Below are 18919 nucleotides of genomic sequence, written 5' to 3'. Positions count from 1 at the left end.
CGTCAGGCCCTAGGCTTCAGGAGTTGAAGGGATCGCCCGGCGGAGGGGTTCCCTCGCCCTTGGAAGGGTGGATCATGGCGACGGACACACCGGGTTCGCAGTCCTCACTGCACCGGGCCAACCTGGAGCGGGTGCTGCGCGCGGTACGGATGGCCGGCTCGCTGACCCAGGCCGAGATCGCCCGCGCCACCGGCCTCTCGGCGGCGACCGTGTCCAACATCGTCCGGGAGCTCAAGGAGAGCGGCACCGTCGTGGTCGCCGACACCTCCTCCGGCGGCCGCCGCGCCCGCAGCGTCTCGCTCAGCGGCGACGCCGGCATCGTGGTGGGGATCGATTTCGGCCACACCCACCTCCGGGTCGCCGTCGGCAACCTCGCGCACCGGGTGCTCGCCGAGGAGAGCGAGCCGATCGACGTCGACGTCTCCGCGGCCCAGGGCTTCGACCGCGCCGAGGCGCTGGTGGACCGGCTGCTCCAGGAGGCCGGCTTCCGCCCGGACAAGGTGATCGGCGTCGGCCTCGGCGTCCCCGGCCCGATCGACGTGGAGACCGGCGCGCTGGGCTCCACCGCGATCCTGCCCGGCTGGACGGGCATCGCCCCGGGCCGGGAGCTGGCCGAGCGGCTCGGCATGCCGGTGCACGTGGACAACGACGCCAACCTGGGCGCGCTCGGCGAACTCGTCTGGGGCGCCGGCCGCGGTCTGAGCGACCTCGCCTACATCAAGGTGGCCAGCGGCGTCGGCGCGGGACTGGTGGTCAACGGGCAGATCTACCGCGGCCCGGGCGGCACCGCCGGTGAGATAGGGCACATCACGCTGGACGAGGCCGGCCCGGTCTGCCGCTGCGGCAACCGCGGCTGCCTGGAGACCTTCGTCGGCTCCCGCTACCTGCTCGGCCTGCTCTCCTCCACGCTCGGCCAGGACCTGAGCGTGCCCCGGGTGGTCGAGCTGGCCCACCAGGGCGACCTCGGCTGCCGCCGGGTGATCGCCGACGCCGGCCGGCAGATCGGCACCGGTGTCGCCACCCTCTGCAACCTGCTCAACCCGCGCCGGGTGATCCTCGGCGGGGACCTCGCCGACGCCGGTGAGCTGGTGCTCGGCCCGATCCGCGACTCGGTGGCCCGCTACGCCATCCCCAGCGCGGCCCGCCAGCTCTCGGTCGTCCCGGGCACCCTGGGCGGCCGGGCCGAGGTGCTCGGCGCGCTCGCCCTGGTGATGAGCGAGATGGACGACTCCAGCCCGATCGGGCGGTCCGTACAGGCGTCCGTCGCCCGGCCGTGAGTGCCGGCCGGTCCGCGGCGGTCCGACCGTCCGTGTCCGGCGCCGACCGGGTCTGCCGCCCTTCGACCGTCCGTGCCCGCCCCCGGACCCTCCGTGGCCGCGGCACGCCGCGAACGGCGAGTACGGGCCGCCGGCACCGGGCACCCCGCTCGGTGTCCGGTAGGCGGACATTAGACTCGACCGGTCGGCGCACCGCCGAGACCGATCGGCGCGACGGCACACGGGCAGCGAGGCCCGTCGGACCGCCCGCGGTCCGCGACTTTGAACGAGGAGGAACGGGTGGCCCTGCTGACCCGCATTCGGGGACCGCGCGATCTCGACCGGCTCACGCCCGGACAGCTGGCCGCGCTGGCCCAGGAGATCCGGACCTTCCTGGTGACGGAGGTCTCCAAGACGGGCGGCCACCTCGGGCCCAACCTCGGCGTCGTGGAGCTGACCGTCGCGCTGCACCGGGTCTTCGACTCGCCGCGCGACCGCATCCTCTTCGACACCGGCCACCAGAGCTACGTCCACAAGCTGCTCACCGGCCGCCAGGACTTCTCCCGGCTGCGGATGAAGGACGGCCTCTCCGGCTACCCCTCCCGCGCCGAGTCCGAGCACGACGTCATCGAGAACTCGCACGCCTCGACCGTGCTCTCCTACGCCGACGGCCTGGCCAAGGCCAACCAGCTCCAGGGGAAGAAGGACCCGGTCGTCGCCGTGATCGGCGACGGCGCCCTCACCGGCGGCATGGCCTGGGAGGCGCTCAACAACATCGCCGACTCCAAGGACCGCCCGCTGGTCATCGTCGTCAACGACAACGAGCGGTCCTACTCCCCGACCATCGGCGGGATGGCGAACCACCTGGCCACGCTGCGCACCACCCAGGGCTACGAGCGCTTCCTCTCCTGGGGCAAGGACGCCCTGCAGCGCACCCCGGTGGTCGGCCAGCAGCTCTTCGAGACGCTGCACGGCGCCAAGAAGGGCCTCAAGGACTTCATCGCCCCGCAGGGCATGTTCGAGGACCTCGGCCTCAAGTACATCGGCCCGATCGACGGCCACGACCTCACCGCCCTGGAGTCCGCGCTCACCAAGGCGCGTGGCTTCGGCGGCCCGGTGATCGTGCACTGCCTCACCGAGAAGGGCCGCGGCTACCACGCCGCCGAGAACAACGAGGAGGACCGCTTCCACGCGGTCGGCGTGATCCACCCGGAGACCGGCCTGCCGATCAAGAGCGCCGGCAAGGACTGGACGTCCGTCTTCGGCGAGGAGATGGTCGCGCTCGGCCGCGAGCGCGAGGACATCGTCGGCATCACCGCCGCGATGCTCCACCCGGTCGGCCTGGCCCCGTTCGCCAAGGCCTTCCCGGACCGGATCTTCGACGTCGGCATCGCCGAGCAGCACGCCGTGACCAGCGCGGCCGGCATGGCCACCAACGGCCTGCACCCGGTGTTCGCGGTCTACGCGACCTTCCTCAACCGGGCCTTCGACCAGGTCCTGATGGATGTGGCGCTGCACCGGCTGGGCGTCACCTTCGTGCTGGACCGGGCCGGTGTCACCGGCACCGACGGCGCCTCGCACAACGGCATGTGGGACATGTCGATCCTCCAGGTCGTCCCCGGTCTGCGGCTCGCCGCCCCGCGCGACGCCGACCAGCTGCGCGCCCAGCTGCGCGAGGCCGTGGAGGTGGAGGACGCCCCGACCGTGGTCCGCTACTCCAAGGGCACGGTCGGCCCGGCCGTCCCCGCGGTCGGCCGGATCGGCGGCATGGACGTGCTGCGCGCCCCCGAGGCCCCGGCCGAGGAGCGCCGCGCCGACGTGCTGATCGTCTCGGTCGGCGCGATGGCCGCGACGAGCCTGGAGGTCGCCGACCTGCTGGCGGCCGAGGGCGTCACCGCCACCGTGGTGGACCCGCGCTGGGTCAAGCCGGTGGACCGTGCCCTGCCGGGCCTGGCCGCCGAGCACCGCGCGGTCGTCACGATCGAGGACAACGGCCGCGTCGGCGGTGTGGGCGCCGCCGTGGCGCAGGCGCTGCGCGACGCCGAGGTGGACGTCCCGGTGCGCGACTTCGGCATCCCGCAGGAGTTCCTGGACCACGCCTCGCGGCCCGAGATCCTCGCCGAGATCGGTCTCACCGCCCCGGACATCGCCCGCAAGGTGACGGCCCTGGTCTCCCGGCTGGACGGGGCGGCCGTCCGGGCCTGAGCCGCCCGGTCCGCCGCCGTTTGCCACAACTGGGCAACAGTTCGCCGCAAGACAGGCTGATAATCGCACTGAAAGGCGGGACCGGCGCTGCCCGCGCCGATCCCGCCCGGTAGGTTGTCATCCGTGCCGACCCCCACCCGCCCCCGCCTCGTCGGGCTTGCCGAGCGCCTGCCCGACCGCGTCCGCCAGGGTTACTGGACGAGGCTGGTGCCGGTGCTGGCCCTGGTCGCGCTCGCCACCCACATCCCCTCCTTCGTCCGGCCGGTCTGGAGCCCCGACGAGGGGTTCCTGGCCACCCAGGCCCGGATGCTGGCGGACGGCGGCGTCCTCTACGACACCGTGGTCGACCGCAAGCCGCCGCTGCTGCCCTGGCTCTACCAGGCCTGCTTCGCCGTCTTCGGCTCCGCCTCGCTCTGGCCGCTGCGCACCCTGGCCGTGGTCGCCCACCTGGTCACCGCGATCCTGCTGGCCTCGATCGCCCGCGGCCGCTGGGGCAACCGGGCGGGCGCCGGGGCGGGTCTGCTCTACCTGCTGGTCTCCATCGGGCTCTCCCCGGAGGACACCCAGGCGGCGACCTTCGAGGTCTTCATGCTGCCCGCCATGGTGGCCGCCTTCCGGTACGCCGAGCGCCGCCGCTGGCTGGCCGCCGGCATCGCGGTGGCACTCTGCTCGCTGACCAAGCAGACCGGCGGCGCCGTCCTGCTGCCGGTGCTCTGGATGCTGTTCCAGGACGCCCGCCGGCGCGGGGTCCGCTGGCCGCCCGCCCTGTTCAAGATCGGATTCGGCTTCACCCTGCCGATAGCGCTGGTCGCGGTGATCCTCACCAAGCCCAAGGGCTTCCTGTTCTGGGTGGTCACCGGCAGCGGGGACTACGCCTCGGTGGGCGGCGCCTGGCTGCAGATGGCCGGCCGCGCGCTGGGCAACTCGGCGATCCTGGTCGGCGCCGGCCTGGGCTTCCTGCTGCCGGTCGGTCGCCGGCTCTGGCTGAAGCACCGCCACCGCCCGCTGCCGGTCGCCGGGGAGGAGCACGGCTCCACCACCGACCTCTGGGTCTGGCTGCTCTCCTCGGTGGTCGCGGTCAGCGTCGGGTTCCACTTCTTCGGCCACTACTACCTGCAGCTGATGCCCCCGCTGGTGCTGCTGGGCACCGGCGCGGTCGCCACCTCGGCGATCCGCTGGAAACCGGTCCTGGTGTACACCACGGCCGCCGCCACGGTGTTCTGGGGCCTCGCGCTGGCCTGGCCGGGGGAGCGGCTCACCCGGACCACCGAGGTGGCCACCGCGGTCGCCGCGCAGAGCAAGCCGCAGGACACCGTGCTGGTCTGGGGCATGCACCCGGAGCTGTACTGGCTGGCCGACCGCAAGCCGGCCACCCGCTACCTGACCGCGGGCTTCCTGACCAACTTCAGCGGCGGCAAGGACGGCAACGCCAACGTCGGCGAGCAGTTCAGCGTCAGCAACGCCTGGCAGACCTTCGACCGGGAGATCGCCAAGGGCCTGCCCGAGATCGTCGTGGACGACTCCGGCCTGGCGCCCTACCAGCCCGGCATGATCCCGAAGATCGAGAACCTGCTGGACACCCACTACGAGATGGTCGGCGTCTTCGCCGACACCGTGGTCTACCGCCTCAAGCGCTGACCGCGCCCGGCGCGCGACAGGGCCCTCGCGCCCGCGCCCCGGGCTCCCCGGGCTCCCCGCCCCGCCGAGAGTGCCCGCCGCGCCCCACCGCCCCCGCCACGACGCGCGGGAGCCCCGGTGACCCTGAGGTCACCGGGGCTCCCGCGTCGTACGGGGCCTACGCCTCAGGCGGGCACCGAGGCCACGCCGGGGGCGAGGAACCGCTTGCCGTTCACCCGCTCCGAGACGCCCTCACGGTCCAGGTACGGGGTGATCCCGCCCAGGTGGAAGGGCCAGCCGGCGCCGGTGATCATGCAGAGGTCGATGTCCTGCGCCTCGGCGACGACACCCTCCTCCAGCATCAGGCCGATCTCCTGCGCGACGGCCTCCAGAGCGCGGTTCAGCACCTGCTCCTCGGTCAGCACGGTGTCGCCGAAGGTGAGCAGCTCCAGCACCTCGGGGTCGAGCACCTGCTTGCCGTCGACCCAGGTGTAGAAGCCGCGCTTGCCGGCCTTGACCACCCGGCCGAGGTTCTCGGAGACGGTGAACCGCTCCGGGAAGGCGCCGCGCAGCGTCTCCGAGACGTGCAGCGCGATGGCCGGGCCGACCAGCTCCAGCAGCACGATCGGGGACATCGGCAGGCCGAGCGGCTCGACGCCCTTCTCGACCGTGGCGATCGGGGTGCCCTCGTCGATGATGTCCTGGATCTCGCCCATGAAGCGGGTCAGGATCCGGTTCACCACGAACGCCGGGGCGTCCTTGACCAGCACCGAGGTCTTCTTCAGCTTCTTCGAGACGCCGAAGGCGGTGGCCAGCGCGGCGTCGTCGGTCTGCTCGCCGCGGACGATCTCCAGCAGCGGCAGGATCGCGACGGGGTTGAAGAAGTGGAAGCCGACGACCCGCTCGGGGTGCTTCAGCTTCGAGGCCATCTCGGTGACCGAGAGGGAGGAGGTGTTGGTCGCCAGCACGCAGGTCGGCGAGACCACGTTCTCCAGGTCCGCGAAGACGTTCTGCTTGACGCCCATCTCCTCGAACACGGCCTCGATCACGAAGTCCGCGTCGGCGAAGCCGGCGGCCTTGTCGAGCGAGCCGGTGACCAGGCCCTTGAGCCGGTTGGCCTTGTCCTGGCCGATCCGGCCCTTGCCGAGCAGCTTGTCGATCTCGGCGTGGACGTAGCCGACGCCCTTGTCGATGCGCTCCTGGTCGATGTCGGTGAGGACCACCGGCACCTCCATCCGGCGGGCGAACAGCAGCGCCAGCTGCGAGGCCATCAGACCGGCGCCCACGACGCCGACCTTGGTGACCGGGCGGGCCAGCGACTTGTCCGGCGCACCGAACGGGCGCTTCGCCCGGCGCTGCACCAGGTTGAAGGCGTAGATGCCGCTGCGCAGCTCGCCGCTCATGATGAGGTCGGCCAGCGCCGCGTCCTCGGCGTCGAAGCCGGCCTGCAGGTCGGCGTCCTTGACCTGCTGGATGATGTCCAGCGCCTTGTAGGCGGCCGGGGCCGCGCCGTGCACCTTGGAGTCGGCGACCAGCCGGCCCCAGGCGACGGCGTCGTCCCAGGCCTTGCCGCGGTCGATCGCCTCGCGCTCGACCACGACGTCGCCCGTGAGCACCTTGGCGGCCCAGAGCAGCGACTGCTCCAGGAAGTCGGCCGGCTCGAAGATCGCGTCGGCGATCCCCAGCTCGAACACGTCCTTGCCCTTGAGCTGCTTGTTCTGGCTCATCGAGTTCTCGATGATGACCTTGATCGCCTTCGAGGGGCCGATCAGGTTCGGCAGGATGGTGCAGCCGCCCCAGCCGGGGACGAGGCCCAGGAAGACCTCCGGCAGCGAGAACGCCGGAACGCCCGCGCTGACGGTGCGGTAGGTGGCGTGCAGGCCGACCTCGACGCCGCCGCCCATCGCCGCGCCGTTGTAGAAGGCGAAGGAGGGGACGGGCAGCGCGGCGATCCGCTTGAAGACCTCGTGGCCGCCCTTGCCGATGGCCAGCGCGTCCGCGTGCTCCTTGAGGATCTCGACGCCCTTGAGGTCGGCGCCGACCGCGAAGATGAACGGCTTGCCGGTGATCGCGACACCGGCGATCGTGCCCGCGGCGGCCTCGGCCTCGACCTGGTCCAGCGCGGTGGACAGCTTCAGCAGCGAGCCCGGGCCGAAGGTGGTCGGCTTGGTGTGGTCGAAGCCGTTGTCCAGGGTGATCAGGGCCAGCCGGCCGGCCTGCAGCGGCAGGTCCAGGTGGCGGACGTGCGCGGTCGTGACGACCTCGCCGGGGAACAGCTCGGCGCCCTGCTGCAGCAGCTCAGTCGTGGTGCTCATGGTCACTTACCACCCTCGAAGTGCGGGTTCTCCCAGATGATGGTGCCGCCCATGCCGAAGCCGATGCACATCGTGGTGAGGCCGTAACGGACGTCCGGGCGCTGCTCGAAGCGGCGGGCCAGCTGGTTCATCAGGCGCACGCCCGAGGAGGCCAGCGGGTGGCCGAAGGCGATCGCACCGCCGAACGGGTTGACCCGCTCGTCGTCGTCCGCGATGCCGTAGTGGTCCAGGAAGGCCAGCACCTGGACGGCGAAGGCCTCGTTGACCTCGAAGGCCTGGATGTCGTCGATGGTCAGACCGGCCTTGGCCAGCGCCTTCTCGGTGGCCGGCACCGGGCCGATGCCCATCACCTCGGGCTCGACGCCCGCGAAGGCGAACGAGACCAGGCGCATCTTGACCGGCAGGCCGAGCTCCTCGGCGACGTCCTCGGCGGCCAGCAGCGACGCGGTGGCGCCGTCGTTCAGACCGGCCGAGTTGCCCGCGGTGATGTTGCCGTGCGGGCGGAACGGGGTCTTCAGACCCGCCAGCGACTCCATCGTCGTGCCCGGGCGCATCGGCTCGTCCGTGGTCGACAGGCCCCAGCCGGTCTCGCCGACCTCGGGGTTGGAGTTGCGGACCGAGATCGGCACCAGGTCGGGCTGGATGTCGCCGTTGGCGTACGCCTTGGCGGCCTTCTCCTGCGAGCGCACGGCGTAGGCGTCGCAGCGCTCCTTGGTGATGTGCGGGAACCGGTCGTGCAGGTTCTCCGCGGTCATCCCCATGAACAGGGCGGACTCGTCGACGAGCTTCTCGGACACGAAGCGCGGGTTCGGGTCGACGCCCTCGCCCATCGGGTGACGGCCCATGTGCTCGACGCCGCCGGCCACGACCACGTCGTACGCGCCGAAGGCGATGCCGCCGGCGGTCGTGGTCACGGCGGTCAGCGCGCCCGCACACATGCGGTCGATGGCGTAACCGGGAACGGACTTCGGCAGGCCGGACAGCAGGGCCGCGGTGCGGCCGATGGTCAGACCCTGGTCGCCGATCTGCGTGGTGGCCGCGATGGCGACCTCGTCGATCCGCTCGACGGGCAGGTTCGGGTTACGGCGCACGAGCTCCCGGATGCACTTGACGACGAGGTCGTCGGCGCGCGTCTCGTGGTAGATGCCCTTCGGGCCGGCCTTGCCGAACGGGGTGCGGACGCCATCGACGAAGACGACGTCCCTCGCGGTACGAGGCACGGGGGCTCTCCTCCCAGGGACCAACAGGTTGAGGTGGGCAGGCTGCCGCCGTCCGTCGCACGGGGGCACGTGAGCGGCGCTGCTTCACCGTCATGCTACCCGCCGGTAACCAACCTGCCCAGGCCCGACGGCCGGTTCACCCCGTGTGTCCCCCGACACGTCCTCCCGGCGGAGCCCGGGAGCGGTGGCGCCGGGGCGCGCGGTCGGCCGCCCGGACACGACGGAGGGGATGCCGTCGCACGACGGCATCCCCTCCGCCGCGGCAGCGTTCCGCCGCTGCCACGGTCTCCGGTCCGGCCCGCGGGCTACTCCGGCTCGACCTCCGCGGCCTTGACGAAGGCCGCGGCCACGACCGGTGCCACCAGGTCGACCTGCCACTGCCGGGCGCCCAGCCGGCGCAGCGCGGCGGCCACGCCGACCGCGCTCGGGTCGGCCGGCGGCTCCCAGGAGACCCGGCGGACGAGGTCCGGCGTGATCAGGTTCTCGGCCGGCAGGTTGCGCGCCTCGGCCAGCTCGCTCACCGCGGCCCGGGCCCCGGACAGCCGGGCGGCCGCGACCGGGTCCTTCTCGGCCCAGGCGCGCGGCGGCGGCGGGCCGTCGTGCGGGGCGGCGGCCGGCGGCAGCTGGTTCTCCGGGACCTCCCGGCCCCGCTGGACGGCGGCCAGCCACTGCTCCAGCTGGCGGCGGTGGACCCGCGGCCCGAAGCCCTGGACGGCCTGCAGGGCGGCGATGTTCAGCGGCATGGCCAGCGCGGCGTTGACGATCGCGGCGTCCGAGAGCACCCGGCCGGGCGAGACGTCGCGCTCCTGCGCCAGCCGGTCCCGGGTCAGCCAGAGCTCGCGCACCACGGCGAGCTGGCGGCGCCGGCGGACCTTGTGCAGCTGCGAGGTGCGGCGCCAGGGATCGGTGCGCGGGGCCGGGCGGGGTGCGGCGGCGATCGCCGCGAACTCCTCCAGCGCCCAGCCGAGCTTGCCCTGGGCGTCCAGCTCCTGTTCGAGTGCGTCCCGCAGCTCGACCAGCACCTCGACGTCCAGAGCGGCGTAGCGCAGCCACGGCTCGGGCAGCGGGCGGGTGGACCAGTCGACGGCGGAGTGCTCCTTGGCCAGGCTCAGCCCGAGCACGCTCTCGGTCATCGGTCCGAGGCCGACCCGGGCGAAGCCGGCGATCCGTCCGGCCAGCTCGGTGTCGAAGAGCCGCTGCGGCCGCATCCCGACCTCGGCCAGGCAGGGCAGGTCCTGGGTGGCGGCGTGCACCACCCATTCGGTGTCCGCGAGGGCGGCGCCGAGCCCGCTGAGGTCGGGGCAGGCGATCGGGTCGATCAGCGCGGTGCCGGCGCCCGCGCGGCGCAGCTGGATGAGGTACGCCCGTTGGCCGTAGCGGTAGCCGGAGGCTCGCTCGGCGTCCACGGCGACCGGTCCGGTGCCCGCTGCGAAGGCGGCGACGGTGGCGGCCAGCGCCTCCTCGTCCGCCACGACTGGCGGGATCCCCTCCTTCGGTTCGAGGAGCGGGACCGGGGCTGCTTCTTCTTGGGTGGCTGCTACGGCGTCGGTCACTCACCAAGGGTACGACGGACCTCGGGGCCAGGAGTGTTGTCGGACTGGTCAGACCGGGTTCGTGACTATGCCACCGGGCGGCCTGCGCCGTCCCCGCTCCCGTGGTCCGGGACCGGGGGCGGTCCGGAGCGGCCGCGGGGGTCGGTGACGCCGCCGCGGGGCCGTCCGGACGCCGCTGCGGCGGTCCTGGAGGAAACGTTCCTCCAGGACCGCCGCAGCGGCCCACCGATCGCTCAGTGGATGATGCCGGTGCGCAGCGCGACGGCGACCATCCCGGCCCGGTCACCGGTGCCCAGCTTGCGGGCGATCCGGGCCAGGTGGCTCTTCACGGTGAGCGCGGACAGGCCCATCGCGACGCCGATGGCCTTGTTGGACTGGCCCTCGGCGACCAGCCGCAGCACCTCGACCTCACGGCCGGAGAGCTCGCGGTAGGCGGACTGCTGGGTACCCGGCGCGCCCGGCGCACCGGGAGCTCCGGGGGCGCCCGGCGCACCGGCGGCACCGGGCATCCCCGGCATGCCGGGGCGGCGCATCCGGCCGGCCAGACCACCCGCGCCGAGCGGCAGGCCGGGGCGACCCGGCATGGCCACGTTGGTGCGGGTGCCGGTGACCACGTAGCCCTTGACGCCGCCGGCCAGCGCACTGCGGACCGCGCCGATGTCGTCGGCGGCGGAGAGCGCGAGGCCGTTGGGCCAGCCCGCGGCGCGGGTCTCGGCCAGGATGGTCAGCCCGGAGCCGTCCGGGAGGTGGACGTCGGCGACGCAGATGTCGCGTGGGGTGGAGACCCGGGGGCGGGCCTCGGCGATCGAGGACACCTCGATCACGTCTCGGACGCCGAGCGCCCAGAGGTGGCGGGTGACGGTGTTTCGGACACGGGGGTCAGCGATGACCACCATGGCGGTGGGCTTGGTCGGCCGGTAGGCGACCACGTTTGCGGGGTGCTCAAGAAGGACCGACACCAGGCCTCCTGCGGGGAGTGGCGGACGGAACCCCGATGGGGCGGTCGGAGTGTTCCGCGTTTGGAAAGGGTCACAGTCTGCTTCGGCAGCTACCGTGCCCGGCTTTAGCGAAAGATCACGATCTAGTGAGTAACAATACGGACAAATCGCGCAGGTGACTGATGCGACATGCCTGGAATTCGTACAAAATCGATCAGAGTCGGCATGAATCGGTCACGTCAGGCATCGCGTCAGGCCGGACAAATCGCCGCAGAGCGGGTCCGAAGCCACACTCCGTCAGCCCTGGGGGTGGCGCTGGGTCCGGTACCGCCGCCGGCGGCCGCGGACCACCCGTCAGTGCGAGCGCGGGCGCCGGCGGGCGGGCATCGGGACCACCCCACCGAGTGACGGCACGTCGACGGCCGGCTGCGGCGCGGGCGCGACCGGCGGCAGACCGGCGCTGATGCACAACAGGTCCCCCCAGGCGGCCAGGTGCCGCTCGAAGCGGCCGTCGGCCGGCGTCCAGGAGGCCCGGATCTCGATCTCGGTGGACGACTCGCGGTCCGCCAGGGCGCCGAAGTACTGCGAGGCGCACCTGGTCACCGTCCCGGACGGCTCCGCGTACCCGGCGCCGTGCGCCTGCAGCGCGTCCATCAGCCAGGCCCAGCCGACCTCGGAGAGCATCGGATCGCCGGCCATCTCCGGCTCCAGCTCGGCCCGGGTCATGGTCACCACGCGGAAGTCCCCGTTCCAGGCCTCCTGCCCGGCCGGGTCGTACAGCAGCACCAGCCGGCCGTCGGCCAGCTCGTCGCCGTCCACCTCCACCGAGGCGGTCAGGGCGAACGCGTGGGGGGCGAGCCGGCGCGGCGCCGGGGCGGGGGAGAGTTCGAGCTCGGGGCGCAGCCGCGCCGCCGTCAGAGCCTCGACCGCGGCCCGGAACTCGCTCGGCGCCGCCCCCCGACCCGTTCCGCCACCTGTTCCGCCACCCTGTGCGGGGTGCCCGCCGACCGCTGCCATGCCCCGAAGACTAGGTCGAAGGCCGGGGTAATCGCCGCAACTTCTGCCCGCGCGGCGTGCCGGGACGGCAAACCGACCAGATCTTGGAGGAACCGACGAGACCGGGCGGGGAGCCGGGTCCGGGGCGCGTGCGAAGATTTGAACCGTGAGCGAGACAACGGCAGACACCACGGCAGTCACTCAGGCAGGCACCCCCACCGGTCAGCAGCCCTCCGTGCGACGCGGCGCCGCGCACGACTCCGCGTTCCTGCGGGCCTGCCGGCACGAGCCGGTGCCCCACACCCCGGTGTGGTTCATGCGCCAGGCCGGCCGCTCGCTGCCCGAGTACCTGAAGGTCCGCGAGGGCATCCCGATGCTGGACTCCTGCATGCGGCCCGAGCTGGTCAAGGAGATCACCCTGCAGCCGGTCCGCCGGCACAAGGTCGACGCGGCGATCTTCTTCAGCGACATCGTGGTGCCGCTCAAGGCCGTCGGCATCGACGTCGACATCAAGCCCGGCATCGGCCCGGTGATCGCCGACCCGATCCGCACCGCCGAGGACCTCCAGCGGCTGCGCCCGCTGGAGCCGGACGACGTCCCCTACATCACCGAGGCGGTCGGCCTGCTCGTCGACGAGCTCGGCGGCACCCCGCTGATCGGCTTCGCCGGCGCGCCCTACACCCTCGCCAGCTACCTGATCGAGGGCGGGCCGTCCAAGAACCACGAGAACACCAAGGCCATGATGTACGGGCAGCCCGAGCTGTGGGCCGCCCTGCTCGACCGGCTGGCCGACATCACCTCCGCCTTCCTGAAGGTGCAGATCGAGGCCGGCGCCTCCGCCGTGCAGCTCTTCGACTCCTGGGTGGGCGCGCTCGCCCCCGACGACTACCGCCGCTCGGTGATGCCGTCCAGCACCAAGGTCTTCGACGCGGTCGCCGGGTACGGCGTGCCGCGGATCCACTTCGGCGTCGGCACCGGTGAGCTGCTCGGTCTGATGGGCCAGGCCGGCGCGGACATCGTCGGCGTGGACTGGCGGGTGCCGCTGAACGTCGCCGCCGAGCGGGTCGGCCCCGGCAAGGGGCTCCAGGGCAACCTGGACCCGGCCGTCCTCTTCGCGCCCACCAAGGCGGTCGAGACCAAGGCCCGCGAGGTGCTGCACGCCGCCCAGGCGCTCGGTACCAGCGGCCACATCTTCAACCTCGGCCACGGCGTGCTGCCCAGCATGGACCCGGACGCGCTCAGCCGGCTGGTCGCCTTCGTGCACGAGGCCAGCGCGCGCTGACCGACGGCGTGGCGGGTCCCCGGGTGCCGGGGGCCCGCCACCGTCGTGCTCAGGCCTCCCGCCGTTGCGCCTCCTCCTCGTTCGCCGTCTCCCCGCTCTCCCCGCTCTCCCCGCGCCGCGGCGGCTCGGTGGGCTTCGGCGGCAGTGCGGGCGTCCGGCGCCGCCGGACCAGCCGGAGCACCGCCACCACCGGCACGAGCACCAGCAGGAACGGCGTCGCCGCCGCGACCGCGACCGTCAGGGCGCGCACGATCGCGACCAGGACGTCCCAGCCGCCGCCGAGGCCGGAGCCGACCGAGTGCCAGAAGCCGTCCTTCTTCGCCGGGGCGGCCTCCCCGTCCGGTGCCCTGGTCTCCGTCCTCTGCCGCACGTCCAGCGTGACCGTGGAGAGCGACGTCTTCGCCGACAGCTCCTTCAGCTGCTTCTGCAGCGACTCCAGATCCGCCTCGCGGCGGCTCAGCTCGCCCTCCAGGCTGGTGATCTCGGCCAGCGTCTTCGCCTGCGCCATCAGCGCCCGGACCCGGTCGACGCTCGCCTGCTGGGTCTGCACCCGGCTGCCGACGTCGGCGACCTGCTGGGTCAGGTCGTCCGCCTGGCTGCGGCGGGACAGCACCTCGCCCAGCCCGGCCAGCTGGTCCAGGGTCTGCTGGAACGCCGCCGACGGCACCTTCAGCGTCAGCTGACCGCTCTGCGGTCCGGCCACGCCGTCGGCGGGCTGCCCGCCGCTGCCGGTCACCGTCTCGCTCGCCACGTACCCGCCGACGGCCAGCGCCAGCTCGCGCGCCCGCGCCAGCGCGGCGTCCGCCTTGGCCACCCGTACCGACAGCTGCGCGCTGTACGCGATCTGCCGGGTGTCCACCACCGGCACCGCGTCCGACGCCCCGGCGGCGGCGCCCGGAGCGGGCGCGGCCTTCGGCGCCGCCGACGCGGCCAGGCCCGGGGCCGCCGCATCGCCCGCCGGGGCCGCGGCCGACCTCTCCCTCGCCCCGCCACCGTCCGCGCCGCACCCACCGGCCAGGACCGCCACCACGGCCACCGCCGCCAGTGCCCCCGCTCCGCGCCGTCCTCGTCCCACGACCCACCCCTCCCAGTCCACGGTTGCGGCACCGCGTCCTCCGGCGCCCGGACCATTCGACGGCCGCCGCCCCCGATCGGACCCGCCCCGGAGGTCGCAGCTCGATCACGACTCGGCCGCACGCCGGTCAAGGCCCCGGCCCGCCGTCGCTCGTTCGGGTCGGCGGAGGGCCGCGGGCCGCCTCCCACACGCCGGCCGGGATCTTCCGGGGGCGGTTGCGGCGGCCGTGCCGTTCGCCGTCGATCTCGACCTCGACGGTCTCGTGCCTGTCCGGAAGCGGGCGGATTGAGGCATTGATGTAAGGACCTGCGAGACTGCGGGGCATGTCGCAAGCACAGGTCGTCGTGATCGGTGGCGGTATCGCGGGGCTGGCCGCGGCCGCTTTTCTCAGCGGGGCGGCCGGCGGGGCCGCGCGGGCGCGGGTGACGCTGCTGGAGGCGTCCGACCGGCTCGGCGGGAAGCTGTACGGGGGAGAGGTCGGCGGGGTCCGGGTGGACCTCGGGGCCGAGTCGATGCTGGCGCGGCGGCCGGAGGCGGTCGAGCTGGCGCGGGCGGTCGGGCTGGGCGGCGAACTGGAGCCGCCCACCACCGCCAAGGCCGCGATCTGGACCAGGGGCGCGCTGCGGCCGCTGCCCGGCGGCCAGGTGATGGGCGTCCCCGGTGACCTGGTGGCGCTCGCCGCCTCGGGGGTGCTCAGCGCCGATGGCCTGGAGCGGGCCCGGCACGAGGGCGCCACCGAGGTCGGGGACGATGTCGCGATCGGGCGGTACGTCGCGGACCGGCTCGGGCGCGAGGTGGTCGACCGGCTGGTCGAACCGCTGCTCGGCGGCGTCTACGCCGGGCACGCCGACGAGATCTCGCTGCGCGCGGCCGTGCCCCAGCTGCTGGAGATCGCGCGCGGCGGGGGCTCGCTGGTCGAGGGCGTGCACGAGCTCGCCAACCGGCCGCGCACCGTCGGCACCCCCGTCTTCCAGGGCCTGCGCGGCGGTCTCGGCACGCTGCCCGAGGCGGTCGCCGAGGCCTGCGCCCGGGCCGGTGTCGAGCTTCGTACCCGTACCGCGGCGGAGGGGCTGCACCGGACCCCGGGGGGCTGGCGGGTGGTGACCGCCGGGGGCGGGGCACTGGGGGCGGACGCCGTGGTGCTCGCGGTGCCCGCGCCCGCCGCCGCCCGGCTGCTGCGCGCGGACGCGCCGGGGGCGGCCGTCGAGCTGGACGCGGTCGAGTACGCGGGGATGGCACTGGTCACCCTGGCGTTCCGGCGGGCCGAGCTGCCCACGCCGCCGGCCGGCAGCGGTTTCCTGGTGCCGCCGGTGGACGGCCGCCGGATCAAGGCGTCCACCTTCTCCTCCAACAAGTGGGGCTGGCTGGCGCGTTCGGCCCCCGACAGCTTCGTGCTGCGCACCTCGCTCGGCCGGCTGCGCGAGGAGCAGCCGCTGGAGCTGTCGGACGAGGAGCTGGTGGCGCGGTCGCTGGCCGATCTGGGCGAGGCGATCGGTCTGACCGCCCGCCCGTACGACACCGCGGTGACCCGCTGGCGGGCCGGCCTGCCGCAGTACCCCGTCGGCCACCTCGACAGGGTGGCCCGGATCCGGGCCGCGGTCGGCCGGGTGGGCGGGCTGGCCGTCTGCGGCGCGGCCTACGACGGCGTGGGCATCCCGGCCTGCGTCGCGAGCGCGCGGGCGGCCGTCGCCGCGCTCGACGAACTGTTGACCCCGGCGACCGGGGAGAACGTCACGGAGAGGACAATGGGCGCATGACTGAGACCGTTGAGCAGCAGCCGGAGCAGCAGCCCGAGAAGAAGAAGGCGCGCGACCTGAACCAGGTCATCCGCTACACCATGTGGTCGGTGTTCAAGCTCAAGGGCGAGCTGCCCGAGGACCGCACCGCGCTGGCCGCCGAGGTCGACGAGCTGTTCGCGCAGCTCGCCGCGAAGGACGTCACCGTGCGCGGCACCTACGACGTCTCCGGTCTGCGGGCGGACGCCGACATCCTGGTCTGGTGGCACGCGGCGGACTCCGACGACCTCCAGGAGGCGTACAACCGCTTCCGCCGCACCGGCCTCGGCCGGGTGCTGGAGCCGGTCTGGTCCAACATGGCGCTGCACCGCCCGGCCGAGTTCAACAAGTCGCACATCCCGGCCTTCCTGGCCGACGAGCGCGCGCGCGACTACGTCTGCGTCTACCCCTTCGTCCGCTCCTACGAGTGGTACCTGCTGCCGGACGCCGAGCGGCGCGCGATGCTCGCCGAGCACGGCCAGATGGCGCGCGGCTACCCGGACGTGCGGGCCAACACGGTCGCCTCGTTCGCGCTCGGCGACTACGAGTGGCTGCTCGCCTTCGAGGCGGACGAGCTGCACCGGATCGTCGACCTGATGCGCGACCTGCGCCCGTCCCGGGCCCGGCTGCACGTCCGCGAGGAGGTCCCCTTCTACACGGGCCGCCGCAAGCCGGTCAGCGAGCTGCTCAACGGCCTGGTCTGACGTCTCCGCCCGAGGGGCCGGCCGTTCCCGTCGAGGGGAGCGGCCGGCCCTCGGCCGTCGGCGGGTCAGCTCCGGTGCGGGCGCAGGGCCGCGCGGAGGCGGGCGTCCGGCAGCGCGACGGAGCCGATCATCGCGACGGCGGTGAGCAGCTCGCGCTCGTCGTCGTCGGTGAGGCCGTGCTGGCGGGGCGGCCGGACCTCGCGCAGCACCTCCTGGCCGACCGGGGAGGCCCAGCGGGTGTAGGGGTAGACGTCGACCCGGGCCATCAGCAGGGTGCCCGCGGTCAGCACCAGCGGCAGGGAGAACCAGGCCAGCGGTGCCAGCGCGTCGCCGCCGGAGAAGCCGCCGACCGCCAGCGCGGCCGCCAGCAGCACCAGCGTGAGCAGCATCGCCTGCCGGACCTGGCGGATCACCAGGACGGTCTGCCGCTGCACCGGCGCCGGGGTGGCCAGACCGGCCAGTGCGAGGCGGCCGCCGATCTCCAGCACGGTCGGGTGGACGGACATCACCCGGCGCAGGTCGTCCGTCCGGCACTGGCCCCCGGGCCCGACGGCGGCGACCACCGCCCGCTCCAGGCGGCTGCGGCCCCTGGGGTCGACGACGGTGGTCCAGCCGGTGTGGGCGAGGTGCAGCCGGCCCCGGGAGGCCATCAGGACCAGGGCCAGTTCGACCACCCGGTCCGGGCCGCCCGCCAGGTAGGCCGTCTCGTACAGGCCGATGCCGACCGCCTCGGGCGGCCGGGGCCCCTCCTGCCCGGCGAGCGCGTCGGCGGTGGCGGTCATCCGGACCAGCCGGATGCAGGAGAGCACCGCGCTGACGCAGGCCGGGATCAGGAAGAGCAACCACATGGGCCCGTTGTAGACCTGCCCCCGCTCCGGGCGGAACGCCTTTCCGGTGCGCGATATCGAACTGTGACTCGGGAGGGCGGTGGGTCTCAGGATCCGCAGCTGCTTCCGCCGCCGCAGCTGGAGGAGGATCCGCAGCTGCTGGAGCCGCCGCCGCAGCTCGACGAGGAGGAGCCACAGCTCGACGAGGAGGAGCCGCAGCTGCTGCCGCCGCAGCTCGACCCGGACGAGCCCGAGCCCGAATCGGAGCCGCTGCCGCACCAGGTGACGCCGCCGCAGGAAGTGCCGGAGGAGCACGAGGTGTAGGTGGAGGACGAGGAACCGCCCGTCGCCGCGGCCTTGGCGGTCGCCAGGTCGGCCGCCGCCGCGGCGAGCATCGTCTCCTGGAGCTCCGCGTCGTCCAGCCCGGAGGCGGCCAGCCCGCTGAGCGCGACCGCGCCGAGCAGGACGCCGCCGGCCGCCCGCGGTGCCAGGCCGGCACTGGGCTTCCACGGCTTGCCGACGGACATCAGGGCGAGCTGACGGCGGCCGGCCGGGGTGATCCGCCCCTTGAACGGCCAGGTCACCAGCAGCGTCACCAGACCGAGGACCACCAGCACGGACGGGAGCCAGAGGACGGGGCGGTCCGCCTCCCCGTGGTCGACCGCGTGGGCGACCACGGTGGTCACCACCACGCTCAGCAGGGCGAGCCAGAGCAGCCGACGGGCCACCTTGGCCCGGTGCATCAGGGCGGGGTTGCGCAGCAGCCCGCGGTTGGCGAGCCCGTCGCCGAGCTGCTGGACGGCGGGGGCGCGCATCACCGCGCGCCGCAGCGGGGCGAGCTCCCGCTGCCCGGTCGGCCCGACCGCCTCGATGATCGCCTCGTCGAGGGCGTCGTAGGCCTTCCGGGTGGTCAGCGTGACCAGGCCGGCCCGGTTGACGACGACGCGGCCGGCCTGGTGCATCCGGACCAGGGCGGTGTCGAAGACCCGGCCGGGGCCGCCGGAGAGGAACGCGGTGTCCAGCAGCGGCAGTCCGCGGCCGGGCAGGCCCTTGACCTGCGGTACCCGCCGGACCCGGCCCTTGGTGTACGAGGCGTACGACGCGGCCGCGACCAGCAGCAGCGCCGGTACGACGAAGAAGGTGTTGTGCCACATGG

Annotated in this window: 14 protein-coding genes; 6 read left to right on the top strand and 8 right to left on the bottom strand. The window is 73.7% G+C overall.

The window, feature by feature from the left end:
• Positions 1 to 74 precede the first annotated feature (74 nt).
• The 3 genes from ACZ34W_RS07460 (at position 75) to ACZ34W_RS07450 (ending at position 5099) form a co-directional block, all read left to right on the top strand.
• Positions 75 to 1277: an ROK family transcriptional regulator gene (locus tag ACZ34W_RS07460; protein WP_329489976.1), complete on the top strand. Its 1203-nt coding sequence runs from the start codon at positions 75 to 77 to the stop codon at positions 1275 to 1277.
• A 279-nt stretch (positions 1278 to 1556) separates the two neighbouring features.
• Positions 1557 to 3461: a 1-deoxy-D-xylulose-5-phosphate synthase gene (dxs, locus tag ACZ34W_RS07455; protein ID WP_329489977.1), complete on the top strand. Its 1905-nt coding sequence runs from the start codon at positions 1557 to 1559 to the stop codon at positions 3459 to 3461.
• A gap of 123 nt (positions 3462 to 3584) precedes the next feature.
• The gene (locus ACZ34W_RS07450; RefSeq protein WP_352288085.1) at positions 3585 to 5099 is read left to right on the top strand and encodes an ArnT family glycosyltransferase; all 1515 of its coding nucleotides are present in this window, start codon (positions 3585 to 3587) and stop codon (positions 5097 to 5099) included.
• Between the two features lie 164 nt (positions 5100 to 5263).
• Here ACZ34W_RS07450 and ACZ34W_RS07445 read toward each other — a convergent pair whose 3' ends face one another.
• The 5 genes from ACZ34W_RS07445 to ACZ34W_RS07425 form a co-directional block, all read right to left on the bottom strand.
• Complete coding sequence (locus ACZ34W_RS07445; protein WP_465602383.1) at positions 5264 to 7393, bottom strand: 3-hydroxyacyl-CoA dehydrogenase NAD-binding domain-containing protein; 2130 nt, start codon at positions 7391 to 7393, stop codon at positions 5264 to 5266.
• Positions 7394 to 7395: 2 nt separating this feature from the next.
• Complete coding sequence (locus ACZ34W_RS07440) at positions 7396 to 8613, bottom strand: thiolase family protein (RefSeq protein ID WP_329489980.1); 1218 nt, start codon at positions 8611 to 8613, stop codon at positions 7396 to 7398.
• 305 nt (positions 8614 to 8918) lie between these two features.
• Positions 8919 to 10166 (bottom strand): ribonuclease D, encoded by a 1248-nt coding sequence (locus ACZ34W_RS07435; RefSeq protein ID WP_352288091.1) that lies wholly within the window; start codon positions 10164 to 10166, stop codon positions 8919 to 8921.
• A gap of 233 nt (positions 10167 to 10399) precedes the next feature.
• On the bottom strand, positions 10400 to 11125 hold the full coding sequence (locus ACZ34W_RS07430; RefSeq protein WP_329489982.1) for a response regulator transcription factor: 726 nt from the start codon (positions 11123 to 11125) through the stop codon (positions 10400 to 10402).
• A gap of 333 nt (positions 11126 to 11458) precedes the next feature.
• Positions 11459 to 12121 (bottom strand): DUF3000 domain-containing protein, encoded by a 663-nt coding sequence (locus ACZ34W_RS07425; protein WP_465602379.1) that lies wholly within the window; start codon positions 12119 to 12121, stop codon positions 11459 to 11461.
• Between the two features lie 145 nt (positions 12122 to 12266).
• Here ACZ34W_RS07425 and hemE point away from each other — a divergent pair, with 145 nt between their 5' ends.
• On the top strand, positions 12267 to 13382 hold the full coding sequence (hemE, locus tag ACZ34W_RS07420) for a uroporphyrinogen decarboxylase (protein WP_442906867.1): 1116 nt from the start codon (positions 12267 to 12269) through the stop codon (positions 13380 to 13382).
• A gap of 49 nt (positions 13383 to 13431) precedes the next feature.
• Here hemE and ACZ34W_RS07415 read toward each other — a convergent pair whose 3' ends face one another.
• The gene (locus ACZ34W_RS07415; protein WP_465602377.1) at positions 13432 to 14457 is read right to left on the bottom strand and encodes a DUF4349 domain-containing protein; all 1026 of its coding nucleotides are present in this window, start codon (positions 14455 to 14457) and stop codon (positions 13432 to 13434) included.
• 323 nt (positions 14458 to 14780) lie between these two features.
• Here ACZ34W_RS07415 and hemG point away from each other — a divergent pair, with 323 nt between their 5' ends.
• Together hemG and hemQ are read left to right on the top strand one after the other, a co-directional pair.
• The gene (hemG, locus tag ACZ34W_RS07410; RefSeq protein WP_465602375.1) at positions 14781 to 16214 is read left to right on the top strand and encodes a protoporphyrinogen oxidase; all 1434 of its coding nucleotides are present in this window, start codon (positions 14781 to 14783) and stop codon (positions 16212 to 16214) included.
• The gene (gene hemQ / locus ACZ34W_RS07405) at positions 16211 to 16936 is read left to right on the top strand and encodes a hydrogen peroxide-dependent heme synthase (protein ID WP_329489986.1); all 726 of its coding nucleotides are present in this window, start codon (positions 16211 to 16213) and stop codon (positions 16934 to 16936) included. Before hemG ends, hemQ begins: the two co-directional genes overlap by 4 nt.
• Positions 16937 to 17001: 65 nt before the next feature.
• Here the strand turns inward: hemQ and ACZ34W_RS07400 are convergent, their stop codons facing one another.
• Both ACZ34W_RS07400 and ACZ34W_RS07395 read right to left on the bottom strand, forming a co-directional pair.
• Positions 17002 to 17784 (bottom strand): TIGR04222 domain-containing membrane protein, encoded by a 783-nt coding sequence (locus ACZ34W_RS07400; protein ID WP_329489987.1) that lies wholly within the window; start codon positions 17782 to 17784, stop codon positions 17002 to 17004.
• Positions 17785 to 17870: 86 nt separating this feature from the next.
• Positions 17871 to 18917 (bottom strand): TIGR04222 domain-containing membrane protein, encoded by a 1047-nt coding sequence (locus tag ACZ34W_RS07395; protein WP_465602372.1) that lies wholly within the window; start codon positions 18915 to 18917, stop codon positions 17871 to 17873.
• Between the last annotated feature and the right edge of the window lie 2 nt (positions 18918 to 18919).

The sequence above is a fragment of the Kitasatospora sp. NPDC022856 genome (assembly GCF_055561235.1).
The sequence above is the reverse complement of the archived record's forward strand: the minus strand, read 5'-3'. Positions and strand labels throughout refer to the sequence as shown.